The organism is Comamonas sp. lk (assembly GCF_900564145.1).
Taxonomy (GTDB): Bacteria; Pseudomonadota; Gammaproteobacteria; order Burkholderiales; family Burkholderiaceae_C; genus Comamonas.
This window is the reverse complement of sequence record NZ_UOOB01000001.1, coordinates 3,299,112-3,321,527: the sequence shown is the minus strand read 5'-3', so window position 1 is coordinate 3,321,527 and position 22,416 is coordinate 3,299,112. Positions and strand designations below refer to the sequence as shown.

Genomic DNA, 22,416 nt, shown 5'->3' with positions numbered 1-22,416 from the left:
TGCATTTATTTAATGGTCACAGCTTTCCGTTTCCGGTCACGGAATTCAGAGCTGACATACAAATCGAATTCTTCGACGTCAAGAGCAACAGATTCCATCACCCCGCACGGTTCAAACACGAAGTCATGAGCTCAATGTGCATGCTGACTGAAGAATGGATCCTCGGGAGACGTGCATGACACCCCGAAGTTGTCGCGATGAATGTGAGCAAGCCGAACGGCTTCACTGACTACTGGATAGCTTCCTAGCCAGGCCTGCGGCATATGCGCGGTGTGGCCGTCAATCTCAGTGTTGGCCCAGCATTCTGCGTTTACAACAGATGTTTGAATCGACCAACTTTTTGTAGATAGTTCACAGCCTCCTATTTCCGTTCAAATAGGAGTCCATATGAACGCACAACGCTACCCAGAAGAATTCAGGATTGAGGCCGTCAAGCAAATCTTGGAACACGGCCACAGCGCAGCCGACGTCTCACGCCGTTTAGGCGTGAGCACGCATAGTCTGTATAAGTGGATTCGACTGCAGCAAATCCCCGCAGCTCAGCGGCAGGAGCAAGTCAGTCAAAGCGAAGAATTACGCCGTATCAAAGCAGAACTCAAAAGGGTCACCGAGGAGCGTGACATCCTAAAAAAAGCGGCGGCGTACTTCGCTCGCCAGTGCGACTGAAGTACGCCTTCATTGCCAAGCACCAGTTGATTTACAGCGTTGTGCGCATGTGCCGGGTGCTGCAATTGCACCCCAGTGGTTACTACGCTTGGAGGGTTCGGCCGCTCAGTCAACGTGCGGCCGATGACCAGCGTCTATTGGGCCTTCTAAAGCAGGCATGGCTAGAAAGCGGTGGCGTATATGGCTACCGCAAGTTGACATTGGACATGCGTGACTTAGGCGAGACCTGCAGCAGGCACCGGGTAGCAAGACTGCTGCGCTGTGAGGGATTAAAGGCTCAGCGAGGCTACGGACGACGCCCTCGTGTGCGAGGAGGTGCTCCAGCAGTCGTGGCTCCCAACTTACTATCGCAGCAGTTCACCGTGCATGCTCCGAACAAAGTCTGGGTGACTGATATCACCTATATCAGCACTCATGAGGGGTGGCTGTACCTGGCAACGGTAATTGACCTGTTCTCACGCCAAGTTGTTGGCTGGGCAACAGGTAGCCGCATTGATACCCAGCTGCCCTTGGATGCATTGCATATGGCGCTCTGGCGTAGAAGACCATGCAATACCGTGACCGTGCACTCTGACCAAGGCTGCCAATTTACAAGCCATGAATGGCAGCGCTTCCTTGCTAGCCACAACCTGCAATCGAGTATGAGCAGGCGAGGAAACTGTCACGACAACGCAGTTGCTGAAAGTTTTTTTCAGTTGCTTAAGCGGGAGCGCATCCGCAGAAAAACCTATCCTACGAGGCAAGAGGCGCACAGCGATGTCTTCAGCTACATCGAAATGTTCTACAACCCCATTCGCAGACATTCGTCTGCTGATGGTCTGTCTCCAATAGAGTTTGAGAGACGTAATTCCGTGAGGCTGGCAGCTATCTAAAAAAATCTGGTCGATTCAAACCGCAAGGGTGAAGAGCACTCACCTTTGTTCCTCACTGAGGCTGGCGTACCGTACCCGAAGGATGCTATCACCGCCATCATGCGTGCCTTGGCCAAACGGGTCGAATTTCCCGTTACCGCCCACATGCTTCGCCATACCTACGCCACCTATTTGCTGTGGAGCTTGCGTAAGAGCAAAACGTTCGAGGGTGAGCCGCTACTTTACGTCCGTGATCGCCTGGGGCACAGCGATGTCTCCACCACCATGATTTACCTCCACCTTATCAATGCGCTGGAGGGACAGTTGGTATCGGCCAACGAGGATGAGGTTGACCGGTTGTTCATGCCTGAAGGGGAGGCAACAGTATGAAAGTCAAGAAGACCTTCGATGCACCTGCCCCTATTAAGGTTGTCATTGCAGCGCCGACATCCGGCGATACCGCCGCTCTAGTCATCACGCTCCCGGAAAACGCCTCATCTTACCGAGTCCTCAACCTCATTCCCTGGCTCGGCCGAGGCATTGATGCGTGGGTGTGGGCCTGTGCCAAGCAGTTTCGTACTTTTTTGGCAAGCGAGTCAGTTACACCCTACACCCTAGCTAGCTACTGGCTCTCGGGCATGAGGTATTTTTTCGAATTCTTGGTATCGATGAGCACAGGAGTCGAGCCGCAGAACCTTGGGCCTGCGCACATTCGCCATTACATCGACTGGCTCAAGGACCGAGTCCCTGCTTACAACACCCAGAAATCCCTCTATAACCGTGCAAAATCCGTCCTCACGGCTCTGGTCCGATGCGGGATCGTGCCTGACCAGGAAGGCCTTTTTCCAGCCAATCCTTTCCCCCGCAGCAACAGCCGGATGAAAGGTGCAACGCCGCTATCGTCGACCGAGCGTCAGCGCCTGGCGCAGGCTCTGCGCGATGACATCGTGGCCATCCACAATGAACAGTTCAAGGGGGCTGGTCGCGATGCGATGGTGGTTTATCTGCTGGCGGTGGCTATTCGCACGGGAGCCAATCCTACGCCGCTGCTGGAGGCTACGCGCGACTGCCTGCGCTCGCACCCTTTCATGCCCAACATGATGCTGCTGGAGCTCTTCAAGCGGCGCGGAAACGCCACCAAACTAGTGAATCTCCGTTACTCCCGTGTGCATGAAGGTTCGCAACCGATTCCCATGGATGGCGTAGCTTTGATGCGTAAGGCTCTGCAGTTGTCAGAATCGTTGCTTAGCGAAGCGAGGCCAGATTATCGGGGGCGAGTGTGGCTATATCGGGCTAGGAAAAATTTTGGTAGCGCTGAAGAGGTCGTGGTGTTGACGCCCTCTGCTTTGGGAGCAAGCATCGCCAATCTGATTGAGCGACACGACCTGCGCGATGACGATGGGAATCGTTTGGTACTAAACCTCTCACGCCTGCGCAAGACTGTGGAACACCGCCTCTGGTCGTTATCCGGTGGGGATCTGATTGCAACGGCTGCCCTGATGGGGCACACCCCCAAGGTGGCCGACACCCACTACCTTGCTTGCACCCGTCAAATGAGGGAGAACGCGACCTTTGTCGGCGAGGCATTACCGGATATCTATCGCTCCGGTGAACGAGTAGGAGAAGTCGTCCCTATCTTGCCAAGCAAGTCGCCCACGGGGCGCTGCAAGGACCCTTACTACGGCGATAAGGCTCCCAGGAATGGGGCGCCATGTGACGATTTCTTTGCTTGCTTCACGTGCACCAGCTATGCCATCGTTGGTTCTCAAGAGGAGCTGCATCGTCTCTTCAGCTTCTATTGGTTTCTTGAGCGAGAGATGAGCAACACCCGTTCCAATGAGTGGCGCGAGGAGTTTCGCAACACCATGAGTCTGATCGATCGCTTCACAGCGGACAGGTTTGATGCCGGTTTGCTGACCAGCGCAAAAGAGCGCGCCCGTATGGAGCCGCTGAAGTTCTGGGCGGCCTACACCCTGAGTAGTCCAGAGGTCGTCCATGGCTAAGATGAAGGTCGCTCGAACGCAAATAGCCGAACCGGCAAAGACGACAAGCACACGACAGGAGAGGGCCGTAAGAACGCGTCTGTGCAACGCCTATGAGTTACTGGCTGGCCAGCCAGTGAGCTTGGTTGGGCTGTCGGTTGAGGAGCGTAACAACGTGGTAGTGAGCGCCGTGCTGGATGAGGCTAACAACATTGTGGTGATTTCCCGTGTAGGGGACCCGGTGTGGGAAATGTGGCCTTACTTCAGCACACCTAACACCCCGAATTCTATGAAGCGCCTGGGCTGGTCGGCCATTCCCGAGACCTACCGCGAGGCTTGCCAGAATGTGCTGTATCACTACTGGAAGGTGGGGCGACCGGGGATGGGGCAGCCAGCGGGGTCGATGCTCCTTAAAACTCTGCTAAATCTGGGAGTCTTCTGCCGTTTTGTTGCTTCGCTCGAGTTGGAGTCGCTCGCCGATGTGCAACCTCTGCACATTGCGAACTTCGTTCATAGGCAGAAGAGTGCAGGGCTGGTAGCCAGCACAATGGTAAAGCAATTCGCTGCGCTTGAGTTGCTCTACCACTTTCGCGATCAGCACAAGGCAGCCTTGCGGGTGCACCCTTGGCCTGAATCGAGTGCAGCGGCGGTGGCGGGGCAGGCTGGGCAAAATGGCATGGATGCTGGTAAAGCCAGTTTGACGCCGCTGATCCCGGTTGAGGTGGCGCGGCGTTTATTCCTTTACGCCGAGGACATCCTGGCTTGTGCAGAAAAGCAGCTTGACGAGCGTGATAGTGAGGAGCGTTCCGCATTCAGCGGACCTGGCCGTACGGTGATACGGGATGCCTGCTTTTACTTGCTCGGCGTGCTTACTGGCATGCGATCTTCAGAACTATCAAGCATTGAAGTCAGCGCAGGGCGTACCGAAGTCAAGAATGGCATTGTTTTCCACTGGATCGCCGCTATCGAGTACAAAACCAAGAAGGGGCACGTGGAGTATCTGATGCCTGCGATGGGTCACCGCATCCTGTGCATTCTGGAGCGCTGGTCACAGCCTTACCGCGAGCGGTTGGCTAAGCAGGTTTCGATGATGGAGCGAAAGTCGCAGCCGCTCACGCCAAAGCAATTGCAATGGCTAATCACAGCTAGAAGCAATGTCAAGCGGCTCTTTCTGGGAAATGCTAAGGGTGGCCTTGTACCTGTGTCTTCTGTCCGCTGGGGGACGATTTGTGCGGATTTTTCACGTGCCGCAGGCGTTGACTGGAAGCTCGCGCCCCACCAGATGAGGCGGCTCTATGCATATACCTTCGTACGCCACCGCCTGGGAGACATGCTGTTCCTCAAGGAGCAGTTCAAACATTCCAGCATCGATATGACGCAACTCTATGGCTCAAACCCGTTGCAGGACGCGGCACTGTACGACGACATCCTCAGCGAGTTGATAGCTTATAAGGCTGGCGTGGTGGCGCAGTGGTTAGAGAAAGATGAGCCACTGGCTGGAGGTGCTGCTCCCAGGCTTATGGAAATGCGGGCCCATGACTTTGGCAACCGAAAGGAGCTCCTCATTGAAACGTCGCGGCGTGTCAATATGCGCTCCACAGGACATTCGTGGTGCCTAGCACAGGATGAGGGCTGTGGTGGCTCGGGGATCTATGCCAAGGGAACCTGCGGCGATTGCCGTAACGGCGTGATCGATCGTAGGTTTATCCCGATCTGGCAGGAGGCCTATCGCCACCACAAGGAGTTGCGCATGGATGCCCAGGAACTGGGGCCTGGGGTGGTGATGCGGGTAGAGAGGGATCTGTACCAGGCGGCAAAAATCCTCAAAGACTTGGGAGTTGAGGTAGACGCAGAGGAAGGCGATGGCCAAATCGCTCCCCGCTAGGTCGAAAGTTGCTGGCATTGCCAACGATGCGCCCAGGAAACGGGATCGCGAGCATACGCTGCAAGAACTGAGTCTGGCTCTGATTCGCGTGCAACAGAGCGGCAAGAAGGTCACCCTCAAGGCAGTGGCGGATGAAGCGAAAGTGTCCCCGCCGCTGATTCACAATCGCTACCCCGACTTCGCCGAGCAGGTTCGGGCGGTCATGGGCAAGGCCGTGCGCCGTCAGCGCGACGAGATGGAAGATCTCCTGCTCAAGGAGAGGGAGAAAAACCGTAAGCTGCGGGAGTTGGTGAGCAGTCAGTTGGTGGAGATCATCAGGCTGGCATCAGTGAATGAAGCCCTACGCATAGAGCAGTCTCTAGAGAAGGCTATCGGCGAGGGAAAGATCGTCAGAGGAACGTTTAAAAAATAAGTCTGATCTCTGAAGGCTGCAAATTATTTACTTATAAAAATTCATTAATTTTCAAGCACTTAGATGATTGGTAAATTTACAAGGAATCTTAACGGATGAGTATCTGGACCATTGACGCCGCAACCGTCACCCATAGCATCCAGCTGGCCGTGGCTCCGGTTTTCTTTTTGACTGCGGTGGCCGGCATGATCGGCTCGGTGGCCGGGCGACTGGCCCGCATCATCGACAGGGCGCGCAAGCTGGAAGAGAACCTGCGCACTGCCACCGATCACGAGCTGATTGCACGCAGCCTGACCGAGCTGCATTATTTGCGCGCGCGCGGCCGCCTGGCTAATGTGTCTATCGGACTGCTCACGCTGTGCGGCGTGTGCATAGGGCTGACGATTGTGCTGTTGTTCGTGGGCGAGACCTATGGCGTCAGCGGCCAGCGTTATGCCGTGTTCAGCTTTCTGATTGGCGTGCTGACCTTTGTCTCGGCGCTATGCTGCTTTCTCTGGGAAACCATCATGGCCACGCGCATTCTGGACTTTCACGTGCTCAGCCAGGCCAAGGCTGCTGTGCGCCATGTGAAGCCCAGCGCGCCGCAGTGAAATCCGGTTTTGATAGCAGCTTGCGCAATACTCATAAGGGGTATTGCGCAAAATAGTCTAAAAAATGCGGTTCAACTCTCCATGGGCTCCAGCCAGGCAGCTGCGGCGTGAATGACGCAATCGGTCAGCCGCTGCAGACTGGCTTGCGCATTGCGGGTATGGGCCCAGTACATGGGAATGTAGAGATTCCTCCCTGGCAGCAGCGCTATCAATTCGCCGCTTTCCAGCTGAGGTGCTATCAGCGCAGCGGGGTGCATGCCCCAGCCCATGCCCAGCTCCACGGCACGGGAGTAGCCCTGGTTGGAAGGTAGAAAATGGCGCGCGTTGTTGCGCCGCCCATCCTGCCCCAAGCTGTGCAGCCATTGATCCTGCAGACTGTCCTTGCGGCCGTAGTACATCATGGGTGCCTTGGCCAGCGCCTCGGCCAGCCTCTGGTCCGTATCCGCCTGGGCTAGATAGCGGGCCACGAAATCGGGGCTGGCCACGGCGATATAGCGCATGCGGCCCAGCGGCCAGGTGTTGCAGCCGGCAATCACCGATCCTGTGGCGGTGACGGCGGCCATCACCTCGCCTTCCTTGATGCGTTTGGCCGTGTGGTCCTGGTCGTCGATGCTGATGTCCAGCAGCTCGTTGCCGTCCTGCGTGAACGCGGCCATGGCATCCATGAACCAGGTGGACAGGGAGTCGGCATTCACCGCCAGCTTGAGCGTAGGCAGGGCGGTCTGCCCCTCGGGCACCAGCTCGGGGTTTTTGCGGCGCAAATCGTTTTCCAGCAGTGCCACCTGTTCCACATGCAGGCACAGACGCCGCCCGGCCTCGGTGCCCGTGCAGGGCTGGCCGCGCAGCACCAGTACCTGGCCCACGCGTTCTTCAAGCAGCTTGATGCGCTGTGAGACGGCCGAGGGCGTCACATGCAGCTTGCGCGCCGCGCGTTCAAAACTGCCTTCGCGCACCACGGCGGCCAAAGCTTCCAATCCTGCGTAGTCAAGCATTAGTAATACTTCATTTGATTGAGTAAATGTAATTTTACTTAACTATTTTCAGAGGAGAGAATCCGGGCCATTCAAGAGTGAGTCATTGAGAGCGAGTATTTGATAGTGGACCTGACAACGAATTTTTCTTCCGCCTGGATAGCCGGCTTTACGGTGTGCGCTTCGCTCATCGTCTCCATTGGTGCCCAGAATATGTATGTGCTGCGCCAGGCCGTGCAGGGCGAACATGTGCGTGCCTGTGTGACCTGGTGCGTGCTCAGCGATGTGCTGCTGGTGGCTCTGGGTGTGGCGGGAATGGCGCAAATGCTGGCCAGCTACCCCGAGCTGGCCCAGTACCTGACGCTGGGCGGTGCCGCGTTTTTGCTGGCCTATGGGCTGTTTGCTCTCAGGCGTATGTGGCTTGCGCCCGATGCCGCGCCGCAGGCCGAGCAGCGCAAGAGCGGGCCGCGCAGCCTGATGAGTGTGCTGGCCGCATTGGCGGCAATCACCTTGCTCAACCCCCATGTGTACCTGGATACGGTGCTGCTCATGGGCTCGATAGGCGCGCAGCAGCAAGGTGCGGGTCGCTGGACGTATGTGATGGGGGCGGCCTCGGCCAGCTGCCTGTGGTTTGTGCTGCTGGCGCTGGCAGGTCGACGGCTCAAGCATTTGTTCGCCAACCCCAGGGCCTGGCGCATCATGGATGGCATCACCGGCGTGATGATGCTGTGTCTGGCCTGGTGGGTGGCCAGCAGCGTGTGGGCGGATTGAGTTGCGCGGCCTCAGTCCTCAGATGGTGTCGCTGGCTCTGTCCATAGGCCCACGATCTCGATCAGATTCCAGCCATTGCACTCAATGCGGTAGTGGCCGGTGTTGCCGGTTTTCTTGCTCAATCCCTCGATCACCACCTCGCGACCGCCGTGACATTGGGCCTGGGACAGTGGGGTGATCTTGTCGTATTGGTGCTTCTCTGCAATGTCGCCGCGGAAATTGAGGGTGAGCTGCGAGCGCCGGGGGTAGTAGTCGGCTGCATACTTTTCCAGGGTACGGGTGGCAACCAGGGTGGCCATATCGAGCGCGTTGATAGGCAGGGAAGACATAGGTGGCTCCTCAAAAGGGTGTAGGCAGCCTGTTACGTAATGTTTCCATCCTGTAGGGCTGTATTAGCATTCATGTTGCAATTTGTTTCATTAAATTGCAATACTGTTAAACCGGATGTGTCGGTAATTGCACGCATATCCAAGCTTGCCTGCGTCGATCGGCTGTGCAATCAGCCTGGTTCTGCTTCAAATCGGCAGCTGCAACCCTGTTTTAACGCGCTCCAATGCGATTGATGTACTAAAGCGTCGAATGTTCTCGTCGCCTTCGAACAGGCGGGCGCAGATCGCCTGGTAGTCCTCCATATCGGTGGCGCTGACCACCAGCACATAGTCGGTCTCGCCCGTCACATACCAGCTTTGCTGCACGGCAGCCTCCTGTTGCAGGCGCTGGCGAAACGGCCGCGAGAGATCGGGCCTGTCATTGACCAGTTGTACGGTGATGACGGCCGTGATGCTCAGTCCCAGCTTGCCGGGCTCCAGCACGGCCACATTGGCGCTGATCACCCCGGTTTCCTGCAGCCGCTTGATGCGCCGCTGCACGGCGGGTGCCGAGAGATTGATGCGCTCGGCGATCAGACGCTGGGGCGTGAGGTTGTCACGCTGCAGTTCGGCAAGAATGGCGCGGTCAAAAGAGTCCAGATCGGAGGCAGGCATAGGGTGTTGCGGTGCAGTAAGAGCGAAACTTGCAAGAGCAGCGCTGAAAACGAGTGAATTTCACGGGGGTAATGCAATATCGTACGCGCCTATGTCAAAAAACAGCTGGAATCATTGGTGGCCCGTGTTGGCCGTGTTGGGCTCGGTCACCTCGCTGGGCGTGGGGACCTCGCTGGCCAAGCAGCTGTTTCCTCTGATCGGTGCCCAGGGCACCTCGGCTTTGCGCGTGGGGTTTGCGGCCCTGATCCTGGTGTGCATCTGGCGGCCCTGGCGCTGGACGCTCAATCGCCAGCAAGCTTTTGCGCTGCTGCGCTTTGGCCTGGCGCTGGGCTGCATGAACCTGCTGTTTTACATGGCGCTGCGCGATATTCCCTTTGGCCTGGCCGTGGCCATCGAGTTTTCCGGCCCGCTGGCCGTGGCGATCTACTACTCGCGCCGGGCCGTGGACTTTGTCTGGCTGGCGTTGGCGGTGGCTGGTCTGGCGCTTATCTTGCCCATTGGCCATGACAGCGGCCTGCATCTGTCGCCCACGGGGGTGGCCTGTGCGGTGGGCGCGGCCGTGTGCTGGGCGCTGTATATCGTGCTGGGGCGTAGGCTGGGCCAGATTCCCAGCGGGCAGGCCGTGTCGCTGGGCCTGCTGTGCGCGGCACTGGTCGTTGTGCCTTTTGGCGTGGCCGAAGCCGGCGTCAAGCTGCTGTCACCTTCCATCTTGCTGTTCGGACTGATGGTGGCTGCCATCTCCAGCGCCTTGCCTTATACGCTGGAGATGATGGCCTTGCGCCGCCTGCCGCCCGCCACGTTCGGCATTGCGCTGGCCACCGAGCCCGCGATTGCCGCCTTCATGGGCATGCTGCTGCTGAGCGAGCATCTGAGCCTGGTGCAATGGGCCGCCATTGCCTGCATCATGGGCGCGGCCATGGGCAGTGCGATGACGCGGCCGCCTTCCAAGGCGCAGGCCGAGACGGCAGCCAAGAGCGCAGCCACGGCGACTTAAAGGTTTTCTAGCGAATAGCCCAATCAATACATGCGCTTGCAGCTATGAATTGAAGAACAATAAAAAAAGCGCTGCCTAGGCAGCGCTTTTCCATGGGAGGCGGTCAGATACCGGGTCTTCAGAAGGCGGGAACGACGGCGCCCTTGTACTTTTCCTGGATGAACTTCTTGGTGTCTGCAGAATGCAGAGCGCTCATCAGCTTGGCAATGTCGGCACCGCCGGCGCGATCCTTGCGGGCTGCCACGATATTGGTATAGGGCGAGTCCGCACCTTCGATGAACAGCGCATCCTTGGTGGGATTGAGCTTGGCTTCGATGGCGTAGTTGGTGTTGATCAGTGCCAGATCGACATCAGCCAAAGCACGGGGCAGCAAAGGCGCTTCCAGTTCCTTGAATTTGAGCTTCTTGGGGTTCTTGACGATGTCCAGAGGCGTGGGCGTCAGGCTCTTGGGGTCCTTGAGCTCGATCAGGCCATGCTTGGCCAGCAGGATCAGGGCGCGGCCGCCGTTGGAAGGGTCGTTGGGAATGGCCACGGTGGCGCCATTCTTCAGATCCTTGATGTTCTTGATCTTGCTGGAGTAGGCGCCGAAGGGCTCCACATGCACCTTGCCGTTGGGCACGGCCACCAGGGAGCTCTTGCGATCCTTGTTGTAGCTGTCCAGATAAGGCTGGTGCTGGAAGAAGTTGGCATCGAGTTGCTTGTCTTCCACGGCGGCATTGGGCTGCACGTAGTCGCTGAATTCCTTGATTTCCAGATCGATGCCCTGGGCCTTCAGCGCAGGCTTGATGTGGTTGAGAATTTCAGCGTGAGGTACGGCGGTCGCAGCGACCTTGAGCACTTCGCCGGCTTGGGCTGTCAGGGCCAGAGTGGCAATCGCGATGGCAGAGAGAGCTTGCTTCAACATGTTGTTCCGAACTTTCTTCAGCAGGTTGCAATAAATCCCAGAGGCTCAGCGCTGAGCCGTGGTCAATCAAGTAAGGTGTGTAGTCTAGTGCGGCTCAAGCAGGGTCGTAGAACATTTTTCTTATTTGGTTATAAGAGCGTCGTTTTTTATTCCTTATGAACCCAGAAATGCTGGAGCGCCTAGTGCGCGTGCCCATGCCTTATGGCAAATACAAAGGTCGGCTGATCGCCGATCTGCCGGGCAACTACCTCAACTGGTTTGCGCGTGAAGGCTTTCCCAAAGGCGAGCTGGGCCAGTTGCTGGCGCTGATGCAAGAGCTGGATCACAACGGGCTCAGCGGGCTGCTTGAGCCGCTGCGCAAGGCTGCAGGTCTGGCGCCGCGCGCCCAGGAATAATAGCCACTTGGCGCATGAAAAAGGGCCGCATCAAGCGGCCCTTGCTACGTGTGCTGCCTGGTTTACTTGGCAGCAGCGCGTGCGGCTTCGGCCTTGGCCTTGGCTTCGTCCAGCTTCTTTTGCAGGTCGGCGGCTTCGGCTTCAGCCTTCTTGGCTTCCGCTTCCTTGGCCTTCTTGGCTTCAGCTTCCTTGTCGCCGCCGCCCATGGCGCCGGCAATGGCGCTACCGGCCATGGTGCCGGCTACGGCGCCAACGGCAGCACCGGCCATGGTGCCCATCATGCCGGAGCCACGAGTTGGTGCGGCGGCGGCAGCGGGTGCGGCGGCTGGTGCCGCAGCAGCGGCCGGAGCTGCGGGTGCTGCAGCCTTGGGAGCAGCAGCTGCAGGCGCCACAGGAGCGGGCTGAGCCGGTGCCTTGGCACCAATGCTGGCAGGGCGCACAGACTTGCTGCTACCCATACGCTTGGCCTGGGCCAACGAGGGCACGGACAGCGAGGCAATTGCGATGGCAATCACGGAAGCGGTAGCACGGTACGAAGTCTTCACTGAAGGTTTTCCAATCATGGTTGTCATAGAGGTCCGCCCGCTGCCGGATGGCAAAAGACAGGCCGGCAAATCCTGGTGGCACCAATGCCATCAAGCTTGCTTGCTATGTATTTAGATACAGGGAGGGAAATTTCAAGACCTGGGGCTGAAACCGCTGGTTAAAAAGCGGGTGCCTTGGGTCTGGCAGCCGATTGTTGTGATGTGTATGGGGCTGCACGACCATTGTAGGGACAGACAGCGCAAGGCTTGCTGCTCAATACCCCTTTGGCGCAAAAAACTTCAATCCATGAAAAATCCCCGCAGCGCTTGTCGCATCTGCGGGGATGGCTATGAAATCAGAAGAAAATCGGTTTCACTTTTTCTGATGCAGCTCGACCCAGGCCAGAAATTTGTCCATGTACTTGTTCAGAAAGTCGTGGCTGGCGGCTCCGATATCGCCCTGGGCATCGATCAGCTCATCGCTCCAGCGCACAAAGCCCTCGGGTTGCTGCAGGGCAGGCATGTCCAGAAAGACAAAGATGTTGCGCAAATGCTGCTGTGCCATGGCGGTTGCCGCAGCACCGGGCGAGGTGCCGATCACGGCGGCGGGAATGCCTGCCCAGGCCGACTGGCCGTAGGGGCGGCTGCAGGCATCCAGCGCGTTCTTGAGCAGGGCGGGCACGGAGCGGTTGTGCTCGGGCGTGACGAACAGTATGCCGTTGCAGCTGCGAATTTTCTGCTTCACGTCCTCATAGGGCTGGGCGGGCGGCGTGCCGTCCATATCGCGGTTGTACAGGGGCAGATGGCTGATCTCAAGGAACTCGACATCCACCTTGTCCTGCACCAGTTTGGCCAGGCCCTGGGCCAGCTTGCGGTTGATCGATTGCTGGCTGCTGCTGCCCACGACGACGCCAATTTTCAACTTGCTCATTGCTGGGACCTTTCTGCTGTCTTTGGGAAAGAGAGCCCACTCTAACAAGCGCGGCCTGCGCTGTCGTGTCAGAAAAAATGCGTATTGCACCAGGCAAAGAAAAAGCCGCCGGGCAGGGCCGGGCGGCTGGTATTGGAGCGGGGAAAGATCCGTTTACTGCAGCACTTCCAGCAGGCGATCCAGCCCACCTTCGTTGATGGACACCTTGGCTTCGTTGCGCACTCGGGGCTTGGCGTGATAGGCCACCGACAGGCCAGCGGCTTGCATCATGGGGATGTCGTTGCTGCCATCGCCCACGGCAATGCACTGCTTGGACGAAATGCCGATCAGGGAAGCGACTTCCAGCAGCGTGCGGCGTTTTTCGGCGCCGTCGCAGATATCGCCCCAGGCCTGCTCGACCAGGCCGCCGGTCAGCGCGCCGTTGCGGATCTCCAGCACATTGGCACGCACGAAATCGATGTTCAGCAAGCCGCGCACATGCTCGGCAAAGTAGGTGAAGCCGCCCGATACCAGCAGCACCTTGAGCCCGGCGGCCTGCGCGGCCTTGACCAGGGTTTCAGCACCGGGCGAGAGCTTGAGGCGCTCGGCCAGCACGCGTGCCATATCGGCCTCGGTCACGCCCACCAGCTTGCCCACGCGCTGGCGCAGACTGTCCTTGAAGTCGGTGATCTCGCCGCGCATGGTGGCTTCGGTAATCGCTGCCACCTCGGCCTTCTTGCCCGTGGCGTCGGCGATCTCGTCAATGCACTCGATGGTGATCAGCGTCGAGTCCATATCGAAAGCGATGAGCTTGAAATCGGTCAGTTTCAGCGGTGCGGAAATGCCGCGAATCATCAGGCCGGGAGCGAATTCGGTTGCGTCAGTCATTGCGAATACTTGGTGGAGCAGGTGATGAAAGACTGCAGGCTGCAGCGCGCCTGGAGTATGGCCGCCATTATCCGCTGATGTGGGTGCCCGCTGGCGGCACCCACGGCGGGTAAACACGTTCTAAGAGCCGATTTACTGCGCTTGAATGCCGGCGGCCTTGACCAGCTCTGCGTGCAGCTTGATCTCCTGGGCGATGGCCTGCTTGAGCTGCTCGGGAGTGGAGGGCGCCACTTCCATGCCGTTTTTACCCAGCTTGGCCTTGATATCGCCGGCCAGGGCCACGCGCACGGCCTGGTTGAGCTGGTTGACGATGGCCGGCGGTGTTTTGGCCGGTGCAAACAGGCCTACCCAGGCCGAGAGATTCAGATCGGCAAAGCCGCTCTCCAGCATGGTCGGCGTGGTGGGCAGGGTGCTGGCGCGCGTGGGGCTGAGCAAGCCCAGCGCATGGAGCTTGCCGGACTGGATGTGGGGCAGGGCCTCGGGCAGCACGGCAAACAGCATGTCTACATTGCCTGCCAGCGTGTCGTTGACGGCAGGGGCGCCGCCTTTGTAGGGCACGTGCAGCATTTGTGTCCGGGTGCGGGTCTCGAACATCAGCCCCGCCAGATGCTGAGGGCTGCCGTCGCCAGAGGAAGCAAAGGTCAGCTTGCCGGGCGCAGACTTGGCCGCGCTGACCACGGCGGCCACGCTGGGGAATTTCTGCTTGTCCTTGACCACCAGCACCATGGGCTGGTTGACCAGGCGGCTAATGGGCTGGAAATCGGCCTCTGGGTCGTAGGGCAGGGATTTGAAGATGCTTTTGTTGGTGGTCAGGAACGAGGCCGGCGACACCATCAGCGTATAGCCATCGGGTGCGGAGCGGGCCACGGCTGGCGTGCCGATCTGGCCGGAGGCACCGGCCTTGTTCTCCACCACAAACGGTTGCTTGAGATCGACGGCCAGCTTCTGCGTCACCTGGCGGGCAATCATATCGGCGCTGCCGCCTGCGGGCAGGGCGACGATGACTTTGACGGCGCGTTCGGGGTAGGCGTTCTGCGCCTGGGCGGTCAGAGCACAGCCGGCGGCCAGTGCGCAGGCAAGTGTGGTGTGTACGGCGGCAAAAATGGGCTTGGAGAACATGCGATCCCTTATTTCATCAAGATATGCACCGGCATTGGTGAATGCTGCGGTGCGATACCAGATGATGAGCAAGCCCTGTGCCAGCTGCCTTGGCGTTTAGCCTGATGGGAAAGATGCTGTTTGCGCAAACGCCCGAAAACTGGCTGACGCGCGCATTGCATGCATGTGCAGTCGTTCAGCCCTGAGGATGGTGAGGCGGAACGAGGTAAATCGCATCCGACCAGGTAGCCATCCATTGGGGGCGGAACACCACAAACACGGCGGTCAGCATGCCGGTGGTGATTCCATCGCTCCAGGCCATGAGCCAGCGGGCCATGCGCGATAGATCGTCATTGACGTTGGGGAGTACATGGCCGGCCCACTGGCCAAGCAAAGAGGCCAAAAACACGCTGAGCACTGTGCCCGAAAAGCCGCGTAAAAGAATAAATACAAAAATGTTGTGCCAGCACCAGCGGCGCACTGCAGCGCCCCAGAGCATGGCCAGCGTGGCCGGCATCAGCCCTTGCCAGACCAGCATGCCAAGGGTCTCCTCCAAGCCAAAAGCGGGAGCGAGTCCAAAGGCAATAGCGCTTACCGCAAGCAGCACGAGGACTGCAAGCGGCCAGCCGAGCAAAAGCACGACCAGCGGAGCCGCAGACCAGCGCAGCTGCAGCGGCATCTGGTGCAATGCGGGCAAGGCCCAGATCCAGGGTAGCAGCACCAGCACGGCCAGCAGCGGCGTCAGCAGCGCAGAGGTGACCGGTTGCTGCATGCCGCCGGGCTCGGGCTGGCTGCCCAGCATGCGCCAGGGGCGACAGAGCAGGGACAGTGACAGGGCCAGCAAGGCGATCGCGGTTTCGAGAAACATGGCGGCTCAGGCAGTCAAGGCTGAAGGCCATATTGCACGCCATGCATTGGCAGCACTGCAAGAGCTGTTTTATGCGTGGGCCTCGGCTTGCGTCTTCAGCGGTTGGCCCAGGCTGCGCAGCACGTCGCGCACCATCTGGGCGCGGTCCTTGGGGTTCTCCAGTGCTTTTTCTATGCGCAGCTTTTCATTGCCCGCCAGCTTGATGTGTTTGTTCTTCTGGATCAGATGAATGATATTCATGGGATCAATCGGCGGCTGGGGCTTGAAGGTGATGTTGATCACGCCCGGCGCCGCATCGACCTTGACCACGCCATAGGGCTGGGACAGCACGCGCAGGCGGTGGACGTCGATCAGCGTCTGCGCCTGGGGTGGCAGCTTGCCGAAACGGTCCACGATTTCTTCGAGCAAGGTGTCGATCTGATCGGCCGTCTTGGCCGTGGCCAGCTTTTTGTAGAAGGACAGGCGCAGATGTACGTCGCCGCAATAGTCGTTGGGCAAAAGTGCGGGCGCGTGCAGATTGATGTCGGTGGAGGCCGAGAGCGGCGAAAGCAGGTCGGGTTCCTTGCCGGCTTTCAAGCTGCGCACGGCCTCAGACAGCATCTCGTTGTAGAGCTGGAAGCCCACCTCCAGCATATTGCCGCTCTGGTTCTCGCCCAGCACCTCGCCTGCGCCGCGAATTTCCAGATCGTGCATGGCCAGGTAGAAACCGCTGCCCAGCTCTTCCATCTGCTGAATCGCTTCCAGGCGCTGCTGGGCCTGCTTGGTCAGGCTGTCCAGGTCCGGCACCATCAGATAGGCATAGGCCTGGTGGTGGCTGCGGCCCACGCGGCCGCGCAGCTGGTGCAACTGGGCCAAACCGAATTTGTCGGCGCGGCTGATCAAAATGGTGTTGGCCGACGGCACGTCAATGCCGGTCTCGATGATGGTCGAGCACAGCAAGATGTTGTAGCGCTGGGCCACAAAGTCGCGCATCACGCGCTCCAGCTCGCGCTCGGGCATCTGGCCGTGGGCCACGGCAATGCGGGCTTCGGGCAGGATTTCCTCGAGCTTTTGCTTGCGGTTCTCAATGGTCTCGACTTCGTTGTGCAAAAAGTAGATCTGACCGCCGCGCTTGAGCTCACGCAGCACGGCTTCGCGAATCACGCCCGTGCCTTCGTTGCGCACAAAGGTCTTGATGGCCAGACGCCGTTGCGGGGCAGTGGCAATCACCGACAGATCACGCAGGCCTTCCAGCGCCATGCCCATGGTGCGGGGGATGGGGGTGGCGGTGAGCGTGAGAATGTCCACCTCGGCGCGCATGGCCTTCATGGCCTCCTTGTGGCGCACGCCAAAACGGTGCTCCTCATCGATGATGAGTAGGCCCAGATTCTTGAACTGGGTGGATTCGGACAGCAGCTTGTGCGTGCCGACCACGATATCCACCGTGCCGTCCGAAATACCTTTGATGGCGGCCGTGATCTCCTTGCCGGAGCGGAAGCGCGAAACCTCGGCCACCTTGATCGGCCATTTGGAAAAGCGGTCCACCAGCGTCTGGTAGTGCTGCTCGGCCAGCAGCGTGGTGGGTGCCAGAAACGCCACCTGCTTGCCGCCCATGGCCGCCACAAAGGCGGCGCGCAGGGCGACTTCGGTCTTGCCAAAGCCCACATCGCCGCAAACCAGGCGGTCCATGGGCTGGGGGCTGATCATGTCCTGGATCACGGCGTGGATGGCGGCGCGCTGGTCGGCGGTTTCCTCAAAACCGAAGTCGGACACAAACTGCTCGTAATCGGCCGTGGGGAAGCGGAAGGCATGGCCTTGGCGTGCCGCGCGGCGGGCGTAGATGTTGAGCAGCTCGGCGGCGGAGTCGCGCACCTGCTCGGCGGCCTTGCGCTTGGCTTTTTCCCACTGCGTGCCGCCCAGCTTGTGCAGCGGCGCATCGTCGGGCGAGACGCCGGTGTAGCGGCTGATCAGCTGTAGCTGGCTGACCGGCACATAGAGCACGGCGTCGCCCGCATATTCCAGATGCAGAAACTCCTGCAGCGCCGGAGTGCCGTCGGGATTCTTCTGGCCCATGTCCATATTGATCAGCCCGCGATAGCGGCCTATGCCGTGATCGGAGTGAACAATCGGGTCGCCCACTTTCAGCTCGGACAGATCCTTGATCAGCGCTTCCACATCGCTGACCTGCTCCTGTCTGCGGCGCTTGCGGCCCGTGGGGCTGGTGGCAAACAGCTCGGTTTCGGTGACGAAGTCCAGGCCTTCCTCGACCCAGGCAAAGCCCGTCATCAGGCCCGAGGTGGCGATACCGACTTTCTCGGTCGTATCCGCCTGAAATTCGGCCAGCGAGTCAAAGACCGGCGGGTTGACGCCCGAGGCGCGGAAAAAGTCCAGCAGGCTTTCGCGTCTGCCGTCGGATTCGGCCAAAAGCAAGACGCGGTGTGCGCTGTCTGCTATATGTTTTTGCAGCTTGGCCAGCGGGTCTTCGGCACCGCGAACCACGGAAAGATCCTGCAGCTTTTGGAAGATGGCGCTATCGGCCACATCTTCCGTACCCGGGCGCAGGGCCAGTTGGGCATGCTCCTTGCTGCGGGTGTAGAACTGGTCGGCAGACAGAAACAGGGTCTCGGGCGGCAGGGCTGGGTGGTCGGGGTCGCCCTGCACCAGGCGGTATCTGTCCTTGGTGTCTTGCCAAAAGCGCTGCAGGGCCGGCTCCAGATCGCCGTGCAGTACCACGGTGGCGTCGTTGCCCAGGTAGTCAAAGACGGTGGCGGTCTCATCAAAGAACAGCGGCAGGTAGTACTCGATACCGGCGGTGGCGATGCCGGCGCCCATGTCCTTGTAGATGCGGCTGCGCGTGGGATCACCTTCCAGCAGCTCGCGCCAGCGGCTGCGGAATTTGGCACGCGCTTCCTCGTCCATGGGGAATTCGCGGCCCGGCAGCAGACGCACCTCGGGCACGGGGTAGAGGCTGCGCTGGGTGTCGGGATCGAAGGTGCGTATGGAGTCGATCTCGTCGTCGAACAAGTCCACGCGAAAGGGCACGGTAGAGCCCATGGGGAAGAGGTCGATCAAGCCGCCGCGCACGGCATATTCGCCGTGGCTGACCACTTGCGAGACATGCTGGTAGCCGGCCAGCGTGAGTTGGGCCTTGAGCTTGGCCTCGTCCAGCTTTTGCCCGCTCTTGAATTCAAAGGTGTAGCCCGCCAGAAAAGCGGGTGGAGCCAGCCGGTACAGCGCCGTGGTGGCCGGTACGATGACCACGTCCGCGCCTTGCTCCTTGTCGCGCTGGTTGATGCGCCACAGCGTGGCCAGTCGCTCGCTGATCAAATCCTGGTGCGGCGAGAAGCTGTCGTAGGGCAGGGTTTCCCAATCAGGGAAGAGGGCGCAGCGCAGATCGGGCGCAAAAAATGCCATCTCCTCCATCAGCCTATGGGCGTCTGCTGCATCGGCCGTGACAATCGCCGTCACCCGGCCGGCCTGCTTTTCGCGCTCGCCCAGCTTGGCAAGCAGCAGCGCGTCGGCGCTGCCGGTGGGGCGGGGCAAGTTAAAGCGTTTACCAGGGATGAGCTTGGGCAGTTGCATGGATTCGGGTGGGAAATCAGAAATACAGCGGGGCAAAAGGGCAAAAATCTCGGCGCAGCCGGGTCATCAGTCATCCGGGCGCCGCCCGCGATTTTAGAATGCAGGCCATGACAGATCGGTCTTCCATGAAAGCGCCACAGCAACAGCAGGGTCAAGCCCCGGCCAGATTCTGGGCATTGATCCCCTGCGCCGGCGTGGGTGCCAGAGCGATTGCCAGGACGGCTGCCGGCAGTGCGGCGCCAGAGCTGCCCAAGCAATACCAGCCGGTGGCGGGCAGCCCCATGGTCATGCACACACTGGCGGCGTTTGCGGGCGTGCCCCGGGTTCACCACAGCCTGGTCGTGATTGCGGCGGGCGACAGCTTCTGGCAACAGCTGCCGGCGGCAGACCACTATGGCACAGAGGCTTGCGGCGGCGCAACACGGGCAGAGACCGTGGGCAACGGCCTGAAAGCCTTGCTAGACCGTGGCGCCCAGCCACAGGACTGGGTGCTGGTGCACGACGCGGCCCGCTGTCTGGTCACCTCCGGGCAGATCAATGCCCTCATCGATGCCTGCGAGCATGATGCCGTTGGCGGCTTGCTGGCCCATCAGTTGCCGGACACGCTCAAGATGGCCACCATGGGCGCTGACGGGGTGCGCGTGGCGGCCACGCTGGACCGCAGCGACAAATGGCTGGCACAGACGCCGCAGATGTTTCGTATCGCCGTGCTGATGGACGCGCTGGCCAAAGCCGACGCAGCGGGCGTTGCCGTGACCGATGAGGCCAGTGCCATGGAGGCCGTGGGCTTGCAGCCCAAACTGGTGGCCGGTGGAGCGCAGAACTTCAAGGTGACCTATCCGGACGACTTTGCGCTGGCGGCGGCCGTGCTGCTGCAGCGCCAGGCTGTGGTGCAAGCTCGGCATTGATTTTTACTCCTTGTTCAATAGCGTGTTGCGCTTGTTGAATGAGGGATTGACAAGGTTTTACTATGAATTTCCGTATAGGTGAAGGCTGGGATGTGCATGCACTGGTGCCCGGGCGCAAACTGATTCTGGGTGGGGTGGAAGTGCCTCATACCCTGGGCCTGCTCGGCCATTCGGACGCCGATGTATTGCTGCACGCGATTACCGATGCCTTGCTGGGCGCGGCGGCCCTGGGCGATATCGGCCGCCATTTTTCGGACAGCGATCCGCAGTTCAAGGGCGCCGATTCAGCGCTGCTGCTGGCCGAAGCCGCCCGACGCGTGCGTGCCAAGGGCTTTGAAATCGGCAATATCGACAGCACCATCGTGGCCCAGGCACCCAAGCTGGCGCCGCATATAGACAAGATGCGCGAGCGCATTGCCCAGGTGCTGGCGCTGGAGCTGGAGCAAATCAATGTCAAGGCCAAGACGGCCGAGAAGATGGGCCCTGTGGGCCAGTTGCAGGCCATGGAAGCGCGTGCCGTGGCCTTGCTCTACAAGGCTTGAGGACGGAGCTCTGCACAAGCAAAAAGGCTTGCAGCCGTTGAAGCTGCAAGCCTTTTTTCAATCTTCGCGGTTTTTTTCCGAGTTGCGCTGCGGCAGATGCCGCTTGATGGCCGGGCGCTGCAAACGCTGCTCGGGCGCTGCGCCTGCGGTGACGCCCGTGGCGCGTTGCAGCTGGATGTGGGCCACCAGACCGCCGGTGGATGAATTGGACAGGGCGAATACGCCGCCCATGCGCTGCACGGTCTTGTCCACAATCGACAGGCCCAGGCCGGCACCTGCGGCGGCCGTGCGCGCCGAATCGCCGCGGAAGAAGGGCTGGGTGAGGTTGCCCAACTGCTCGGGCGGCACGCCTTTGCCATGGTCGCGGATGCGCACCACCACCCAGCCTTCGGTTTCCTTGGCGCTGATGTCGACCAGCGTGGTTTCGGTGTCCGGCGATTTGCCGTAGCGGCGGGCGTTTTCAAACAGATTGGAGATCACGCGGGCCAGTTCCACCTCGTCGGCCAGCACATAGACATCCTCGGGAATCGTCATGCTGATCTGCAGCTCGCGGTGGTCCTGCACGGCATAGACGCAGGAGGAGATCACCGCATGCAGATCGACAGGGCTGAGCGTTACGTGATCGGGGCGGGCGTAATCCAGGAATTTGTCGATGGTGGCATCGAGCTGCACGATGTCGGCCACCATGTGCTCGCGTGCCACCTCGTCGTCCACGCTCATTTCCGTCTCCAGCCGCAGGCGCGCCAAAGGCGTGCGCAGGTCGTGGGAGATGCCGGCCAGCATTACGGCGCGGTCTTGCTCCAGCTTGGCCAGCTTTTTCGCCATGCGGTTAAAGCCTATGTTCACCTCGCGAATCTCGCTGGTCACGGCCTCCTCATCGAGCTGGCTGGCGGCAAAGTCGCCATCGCGCACGCGGTTGGCCGCATAGGACAGCTGTTTGAGCGGACGGTTGATCAGGCGCGCAATGGCGGCCGCACCGATGAGAGAGAGCATAGCCGCCGTGATCAGCCAGATCACCCAGGTCTGGCCGCTGGCAGGGGTGAAGCGCGAGCGATCCATCAGCAGCCAGTTGCGGTCGCCGTTGATATTGAAGCCCACCCACAGGCCAGGCTCGTTGTTCACGCTGCGCGCCACGATGGTGCCGTAGCCTAGGCGACGGGTCAGCTCTTCCGTCAGGCGGTTGCCCAGAGTGGAGTTGTCCAGCAGCTCGAAATGGTCGCCAGGCTCGCGCGGCAGAATGCGCACGCCTTCCTGGTCGGCCATGGTCTTGATCAGGGAGACGCGGTTGATGGCGTCCGAGTGCACCAGGGCCGCACGGCTGAGGTTGACAAGAGAGGCAATCTGCTGGGCGGTATGCAGGGTGCGGGGTTCAAAGTCCAGGGCGCGCAGCGTCTGCAGCCAGGCCAGAATGCTGCCTACCAGGAGCAGGGCCAGCAGACAGAAGGTGCGCCAAAAAAGATTGAATCCCAGGGGTGAGCGTGCAGTCATGCGCCGCTCGTATTCCAGAGGCGCGGGGCTGGTTGCATCAGGAGGCATGGCGGGTAAGGCACTCATGAGCAGCAGTGGTCAAAAACAAAACAAATTCTTCATCAGGTCAAACCATAGGCGCAATGAGACAAGTCGAGGTTACCGGTTGTCTATATGCCGTCGATCTGTTGTAAAACGGGCAGACCGTGCCACTGAAGACTGGCCTGTCGCCAGTCTGCAGGCGTC

Annotated in this window: 22 protein-coding genes; 11 read left to right on the top strand and 11 right to left on the bottom strand. The window is 59.9% G+C overall.

What is annotated here, in order from left to right; genetic code table 11:
- Positions 1 to 387: 387 nt before the first annotated feature.
- From EAO39_RS15115 to EAO39_RS15090, 6 genes are all read left to right on the top strand, one after another.
- Positions 388 to 1,538, top strand: a protein-coding gene (locus EAO39_RS15115; protein WP_120967072.1) for an IS3 family transposase whose coding sequence is annotated in 2 segments (ribosomal slippage) — positions 388 to 637 and positions 637 to 1,538 — 1,152 coding nt in all. Because the reading frame shifts where the segments join, the coding sequence is not laid out codon by codon here.
- Between the two features lie 6 nt (positions 1,539 to 1,544).
- Positions 1,545 to 1,907 carry a site-specific integrase gene (locus EAO39_RS15110; protein ID WP_120968801.1) on the top strand — a complete coding sequence of 121 codons (363 nt, stop codon included), beginning with the start codon at positions 1,545 to 1,547 and terminating at the stop codon, positions 1,905 to 1,907.
- Positions 1,904 to 3,520 (top strand): hypothetical protein, encoded by a 1,617-nt coding sequence (locus EAO39_RS15105; RefSeq protein ID WP_120968798.1) that lies wholly within the window; start codon positions 1,904 to 1,906, stop codon positions 3,518 to 3,520. The genes EAO39_RS15110 and EAO39_RS15105 overlap by 4 nt, the downstream gene beginning before the upstream one ends.
- Positions 3,513 to 5,384 carry a tyrosine-type recombinase/integrase gene (locus EAO39_RS15100; protein ID WP_120968795.1) on the top strand — a complete coding sequence of 624 codons (1,872 nt, stop codon included), beginning with the start codon at positions 3,513 to 3,515 and terminating at the stop codon, positions 5,382 to 5,384. The genes EAO39_RS15105 and EAO39_RS15100 overlap by 8 nt, the downstream gene beginning before the upstream one ends.
- A complete protein-coding gene (locus EAO39_RS15095) occupies positions 5,362 to 5,796 on the top strand; it encodes a TetR family transcriptional regulator (protein WP_120968792.1) in 435 nt (144 codons plus the stop codon). The genes EAO39_RS15100 and EAO39_RS15095 overlap by 23 nt, the downstream gene beginning before the upstream one ends.
- A gap of 95 nt (positions 5,797 to 5,891) precedes the next feature.
- Positions 5,892 to 6,386: a DUF2721 domain-containing protein gene (locus EAO39_RS15090; protein WP_120968789.1), complete on the top strand. Its 495-nt coding sequence runs from the start codon at positions 5,892 to 5,894 to the stop codon at positions 6,384 to 6,386.
- A gap of 71 nt (positions 6,387 to 6,457) precedes the next feature.
- On the opposite strand, the gene EAO39_RS15085 is transcribed toward EAO39_RS15090, so the two are convergent.
- Complete coding sequence (locus EAO39_RS15085) at positions 6,458 to 7,378, bottom strand: HTH-type transcriptional regulator ArgP (RefSeq protein ID WP_120968786.1); 921 nt, start codon at positions 7,376 to 7,378, stop codon at positions 6,458 to 6,460.
- Between the two features lie 105 nt (positions 7,379 to 7,483).
- On the opposite strand from EAO39_RS15085, the gene EAO39_RS15080 reads away from it, so the two are divergent.
- Entirely contained in the window at positions 7,484 to 8,128 is a 645-nt protein-coding gene (locus EAO39_RS15080) for a LysE family transporter (protein WP_120971152.1), read from the top strand.
- 11 nt (positions 8,129 to 8,139) lie between these two features.
- On the opposite strand, the gene EAO39_RS15075 is transcribed toward EAO39_RS15080, so the two are convergent.
- Together EAO39_RS15075 and EAO39_RS15070 are read right to left on the bottom strand one after the other, a co-directional pair.
- Positions 8,140 to 8,457: a hypothetical protein gene (locus tag EAO39_RS15075; protein WP_120968783.1), complete on the bottom strand. Its 318-nt coding sequence runs from the start codon at positions 8,455 to 8,457 to the stop codon at positions 8,140 to 8,142.
- Between the two features lie 186 nt (positions 8,458 to 8,643).
- A complete protein-coding gene (locus tag EAO39_RS15070) occupies positions 8,644 to 9,111 on the bottom strand; it encodes an Lrp/AsnC family transcriptional regulator (protein WP_120968781.1) in 468 nt (155 codons plus the stop codon).
- Between the two features lie 91 nt (positions 9,112 to 9,202).
- Between EAO39_RS15070 and EAO39_RS15065 the strand changes: the two genes are divergently transcribed.
- The gene (locus EAO39_RS15065; RefSeq protein WP_120968778.1) at positions 9,203 to 10,105 is read left to right on the top strand and encodes an EamA family transporter; all 903 of its coding nucleotides are present in this window, start codon (positions 9,203 to 9,205) and stop codon (positions 10,103 to 10,105) included.
- A gap of 118 nt (positions 10,106 to 10,223) precedes the next feature.
- Here the strand turns inward: EAO39_RS15065 and EAO39_RS15060 are convergent, their stop codons facing one another.
- Positions 10,224 to 11,009: a MetQ/NlpA family ABC transporter substrate-binding protein gene (locus EAO39_RS15060; RefSeq protein ID WP_120968773.1), complete on the bottom strand. Its 786-nt coding sequence runs from the start codon at positions 11,007 to 11,009 to the stop codon at positions 10,224 to 10,226.
- Between the two features lie 155 nt (positions 11,010 to 11,164).
- Here EAO39_RS15060 and EAO39_RS15055 point away from each other — a divergent pair, with 155 nt between their 5' ends.
- Positions 11,165 to 11,404, top strand: a complete 240-nt coding sequence (locus tag EAO39_RS15055; protein WP_120968770.1) for a DUF3820 family protein — start codon at positions 11,165 to 11,167, stop codon at positions 11,402 to 11,404.
- Positions 11,405 to 11,466: 62 nt separating this feature from the next.
- On the opposite strand, the gene EAO39_RS15050 is transcribed toward EAO39_RS15055, so the two are convergent.
- The 6 genes from EAO39_RS15050 to mfd form a co-directional block, all read right to left on the bottom strand.
- Positions 11,467 to 11,976 (bottom strand): ABC transporter substrate-binding protein, encoded by a 510-nt coding sequence (locus EAO39_RS15050; RefSeq protein ID WP_120968767.1) that lies wholly within the window; start codon positions 11,974 to 11,976, stop codon positions 11,467 to 11,469.
- Positions 11,977 to 12,301: 325 nt separating this feature from the next.
- Positions 12,302 to 12,859: an NAD(P)H-dependent oxidoreductase gene (locus EAO39_RS15045; protein WP_120968764.1), complete on the bottom strand. Its 558-nt coding sequence runs from the start codon at positions 12,857 to 12,859 to the stop codon at positions 12,302 to 12,304.
- A gap of 153 nt (positions 12,860 to 13,012) precedes the next feature.
- Positions 13,013 to 13,726: a phosphoserine phosphatase SerB gene (serB, locus tag EAO39_RS15040; RefSeq protein WP_120968761.1), complete on the bottom strand. Its 714-nt coding sequence runs from the start codon at positions 13,724 to 13,726 to the stop codon at positions 13,013 to 13,015.
- Between the two features lie 132 nt (positions 13,727 to 13,858).
- Positions 13,859 to 14,845: a tripartite tricarboxylate transporter substrate binding protein gene (locus EAO39_RS15035; RefSeq protein WP_120968758.1), complete on the bottom strand. Its 987-nt coding sequence runs from the start codon at positions 14,843 to 14,845 to the stop codon at positions 13,859 to 13,861.
- 175 nt (positions 14,846 to 15,020) lie between these two features.
- Positions 15,021 to 15,692: a hypothetical protein gene (locus EAO39_RS15030; protein ID WP_120968755.1), complete on the bottom strand. Its 672-nt coding sequence runs from the start codon at positions 15,690 to 15,692 to the stop codon at positions 15,021 to 15,023.
- 69 nt (positions 15,693 to 15,761) lie between these two features.
- Entirely contained in the window at positions 15,762 to 19,253 is a 3,492-nt protein-coding gene (mfd, locus tag EAO39_RS15025; RefSeq protein ID WP_120968752.1) for a transcription-repair coupling factor, read from the bottom strand.
- 107 nt (positions 19,254 to 19,360) lie between these two features.
- Between mfd and ispD the strand changes: the two genes are divergently transcribed.
- Both ispD and ispF read left to right on the top strand, forming a co-directional pair.
- On the top strand, positions 19,361 to 20,161 hold the full coding sequence (gene ispD / locus EAO39_RS15020) for a 2-C-methyl-D-erythritol 4-phosphate cytidylyltransferase (protein WP_120971149.1): 801 nt from the start codon (positions 19,361 to 19,363) through the stop codon (positions 20,159 to 20,161).
- A 62-nt stretch (positions 20,162 to 20,223) separates the two neighbouring features.
- A complete protein-coding gene (ispF, locus tag EAO39_RS15015) occupies positions 20,224 to 20,703 on the top strand; it encodes a 2-C-methyl-D-erythritol 2,4-cyclodiphosphate synthase (protein ID WP_120968749.1) in 480 nt (159 codons plus the stop codon).
- Between the two features lie 57 nt (positions 20,704 to 20,760).
- Here the strand turns inward: ispF and EAO39_RS15010 are convergent, their stop codons facing one another.
- A complete protein-coding gene (locus tag EAO39_RS15010; protein WP_240467023.1) occupies positions 20,761 to 22,239 on the bottom strand; it encodes an ATP-binding protein in 1,479 nt (492 codons plus the stop codon).
- Between the last annotated feature and the right edge of the window lie 177 nt (positions 22,240 to 22,416).

Excerpts from the sequence above, each read along its gene's own strand:
- EAO39_RS15055 (WP_120968770.1), top strand. The coding sequence starts at position 11,165 with ATGAACCCAGAAATGCTGGAGCGCCTAGTGCGCGTGCCCATGCCTTAT.
- EAO39_RS15085 (WP_120968786.1), bottom strand. The coding sequence starts at position 7,378 with ATGCTTGACTACGCAGGATTGGAAGCTTTGGCCGCCGTGGTGCGCGAA.
- EAO39_RS15075 (WP_120968783.1), bottom strand. The coding sequence starts at position 8,457 with ATGTCTTCCCTGCCTATCAACGCGCTCGATATGGCCACCCTGGTTGCC.
- EAO39_RS15010 (WP_240467023.1), bottom strand. The coding sequence starts at position 22,239 with ATGCCTCCTGATGCAACCAGCCCCGCGCCTCTGGAATACGAGCGGCGC.
- EAO39_RS15050 (WP_120968767.1), bottom strand. The coding sequence starts at position 11,976 with ATGACAACCATGATTGGAAAACCTTCAGTGAAGACTTCGTACCGTGCT.
- serB (WP_120968761.1), bottom strand. The coding sequence starts at position 13,726 with ATGACTGACGCAACCGAATTCGCTCCCGGCCTGATGATTCGCGGCATT.
- ispD (WP_120971149.1), top strand. The coding sequence starts at position 19,361 with ATGACAGATCGGTCTTCCATGAAAGCGCCACAGCAACAGCAGGGTCAA.
- EAO39_RS15030 (WP_120968755.1), bottom strand. The coding sequence starts at position 15,692 with ATGTTTCTCGAAACCGCGATCGCCTTGCTGGCCCTGTCACTGTCCCTG.
- mfd (WP_120968752.1), bottom strand. The coding sequence starts at position 19,253 with ATGCAACTGCCCAAGCTCATCCCTGGTAAACGCTTTAACTTGCCCCGC.
- ispF (WP_120968749.1), top strand. The coding sequence starts at position 20,224 with ATGAATTTCCGTATAGGTGAAGGCTGGGATGTGCATGCACTGGTGCCC.
- EAO39_RS15105 (WP_120968798.1), top strand. The coding sequence starts at position 1,904 with ATGAAAGTCAAGAAGACCTTCGATGCACCTGCCCCTATTAAGGTTGTC.
- EAO39_RS15065 (WP_120968778.1), top strand. The coding sequence starts at position 9,203 with ATGTCAAAAAACAGCTGGAATCATTGGTGGCCCGTGTTGGCCGTGTTG.
- EAO39_RS15095 (WP_120968792.1), top strand. The coding sequence starts at position 5,362 with ATGGCCAAATCGCTCCCCGCTAGGTCGAAAGTTGCTGGCATTGCCAAC.
- EAO39_RS15045 (WP_120968764.1), bottom strand. The coding sequence starts at position 12,859 with ATGAGCAAGTTGAAAATTGGCGTCGTCGTGGGCAGCAGCAGCCAGCAA.
- EAO39_RS15070 (WP_120968781.1), bottom strand. The coding sequence starts at position 9,111 with ATGCCTGCCTCCGATCTGGACTCTTTTGACCGCGCCATTCTTGCCGAA.
- EAO39_RS15035 (WP_120968758.1), bottom strand. The coding sequence starts at position 14,845 with ATGTTCTCCAAGCCCATTTTTGCCGCCGTACACACCACACTTGCCTGC.
- EAO39_RS15090 (WP_120968789.1), top strand. The coding sequence starts at position 5,892 with ATGAGTATCTGGACCATTGACGCCGCAACCGTCACCCATAGCATCCAG.
- EAO39_RS15060 (WP_120968773.1), bottom strand. The coding sequence starts at position 11,009 with ATGTTGAAGCAAGCTCTCTCTGCCATCGCGATTGCCACTCTGGCCCTG.
- EAO39_RS15100 (WP_120968795.1), top strand. The coding sequence starts at position 3,513 with ATGGCTAAGATGAAGGTCGCTCGAACGCAAATAGCCGAACCGGCAAAG.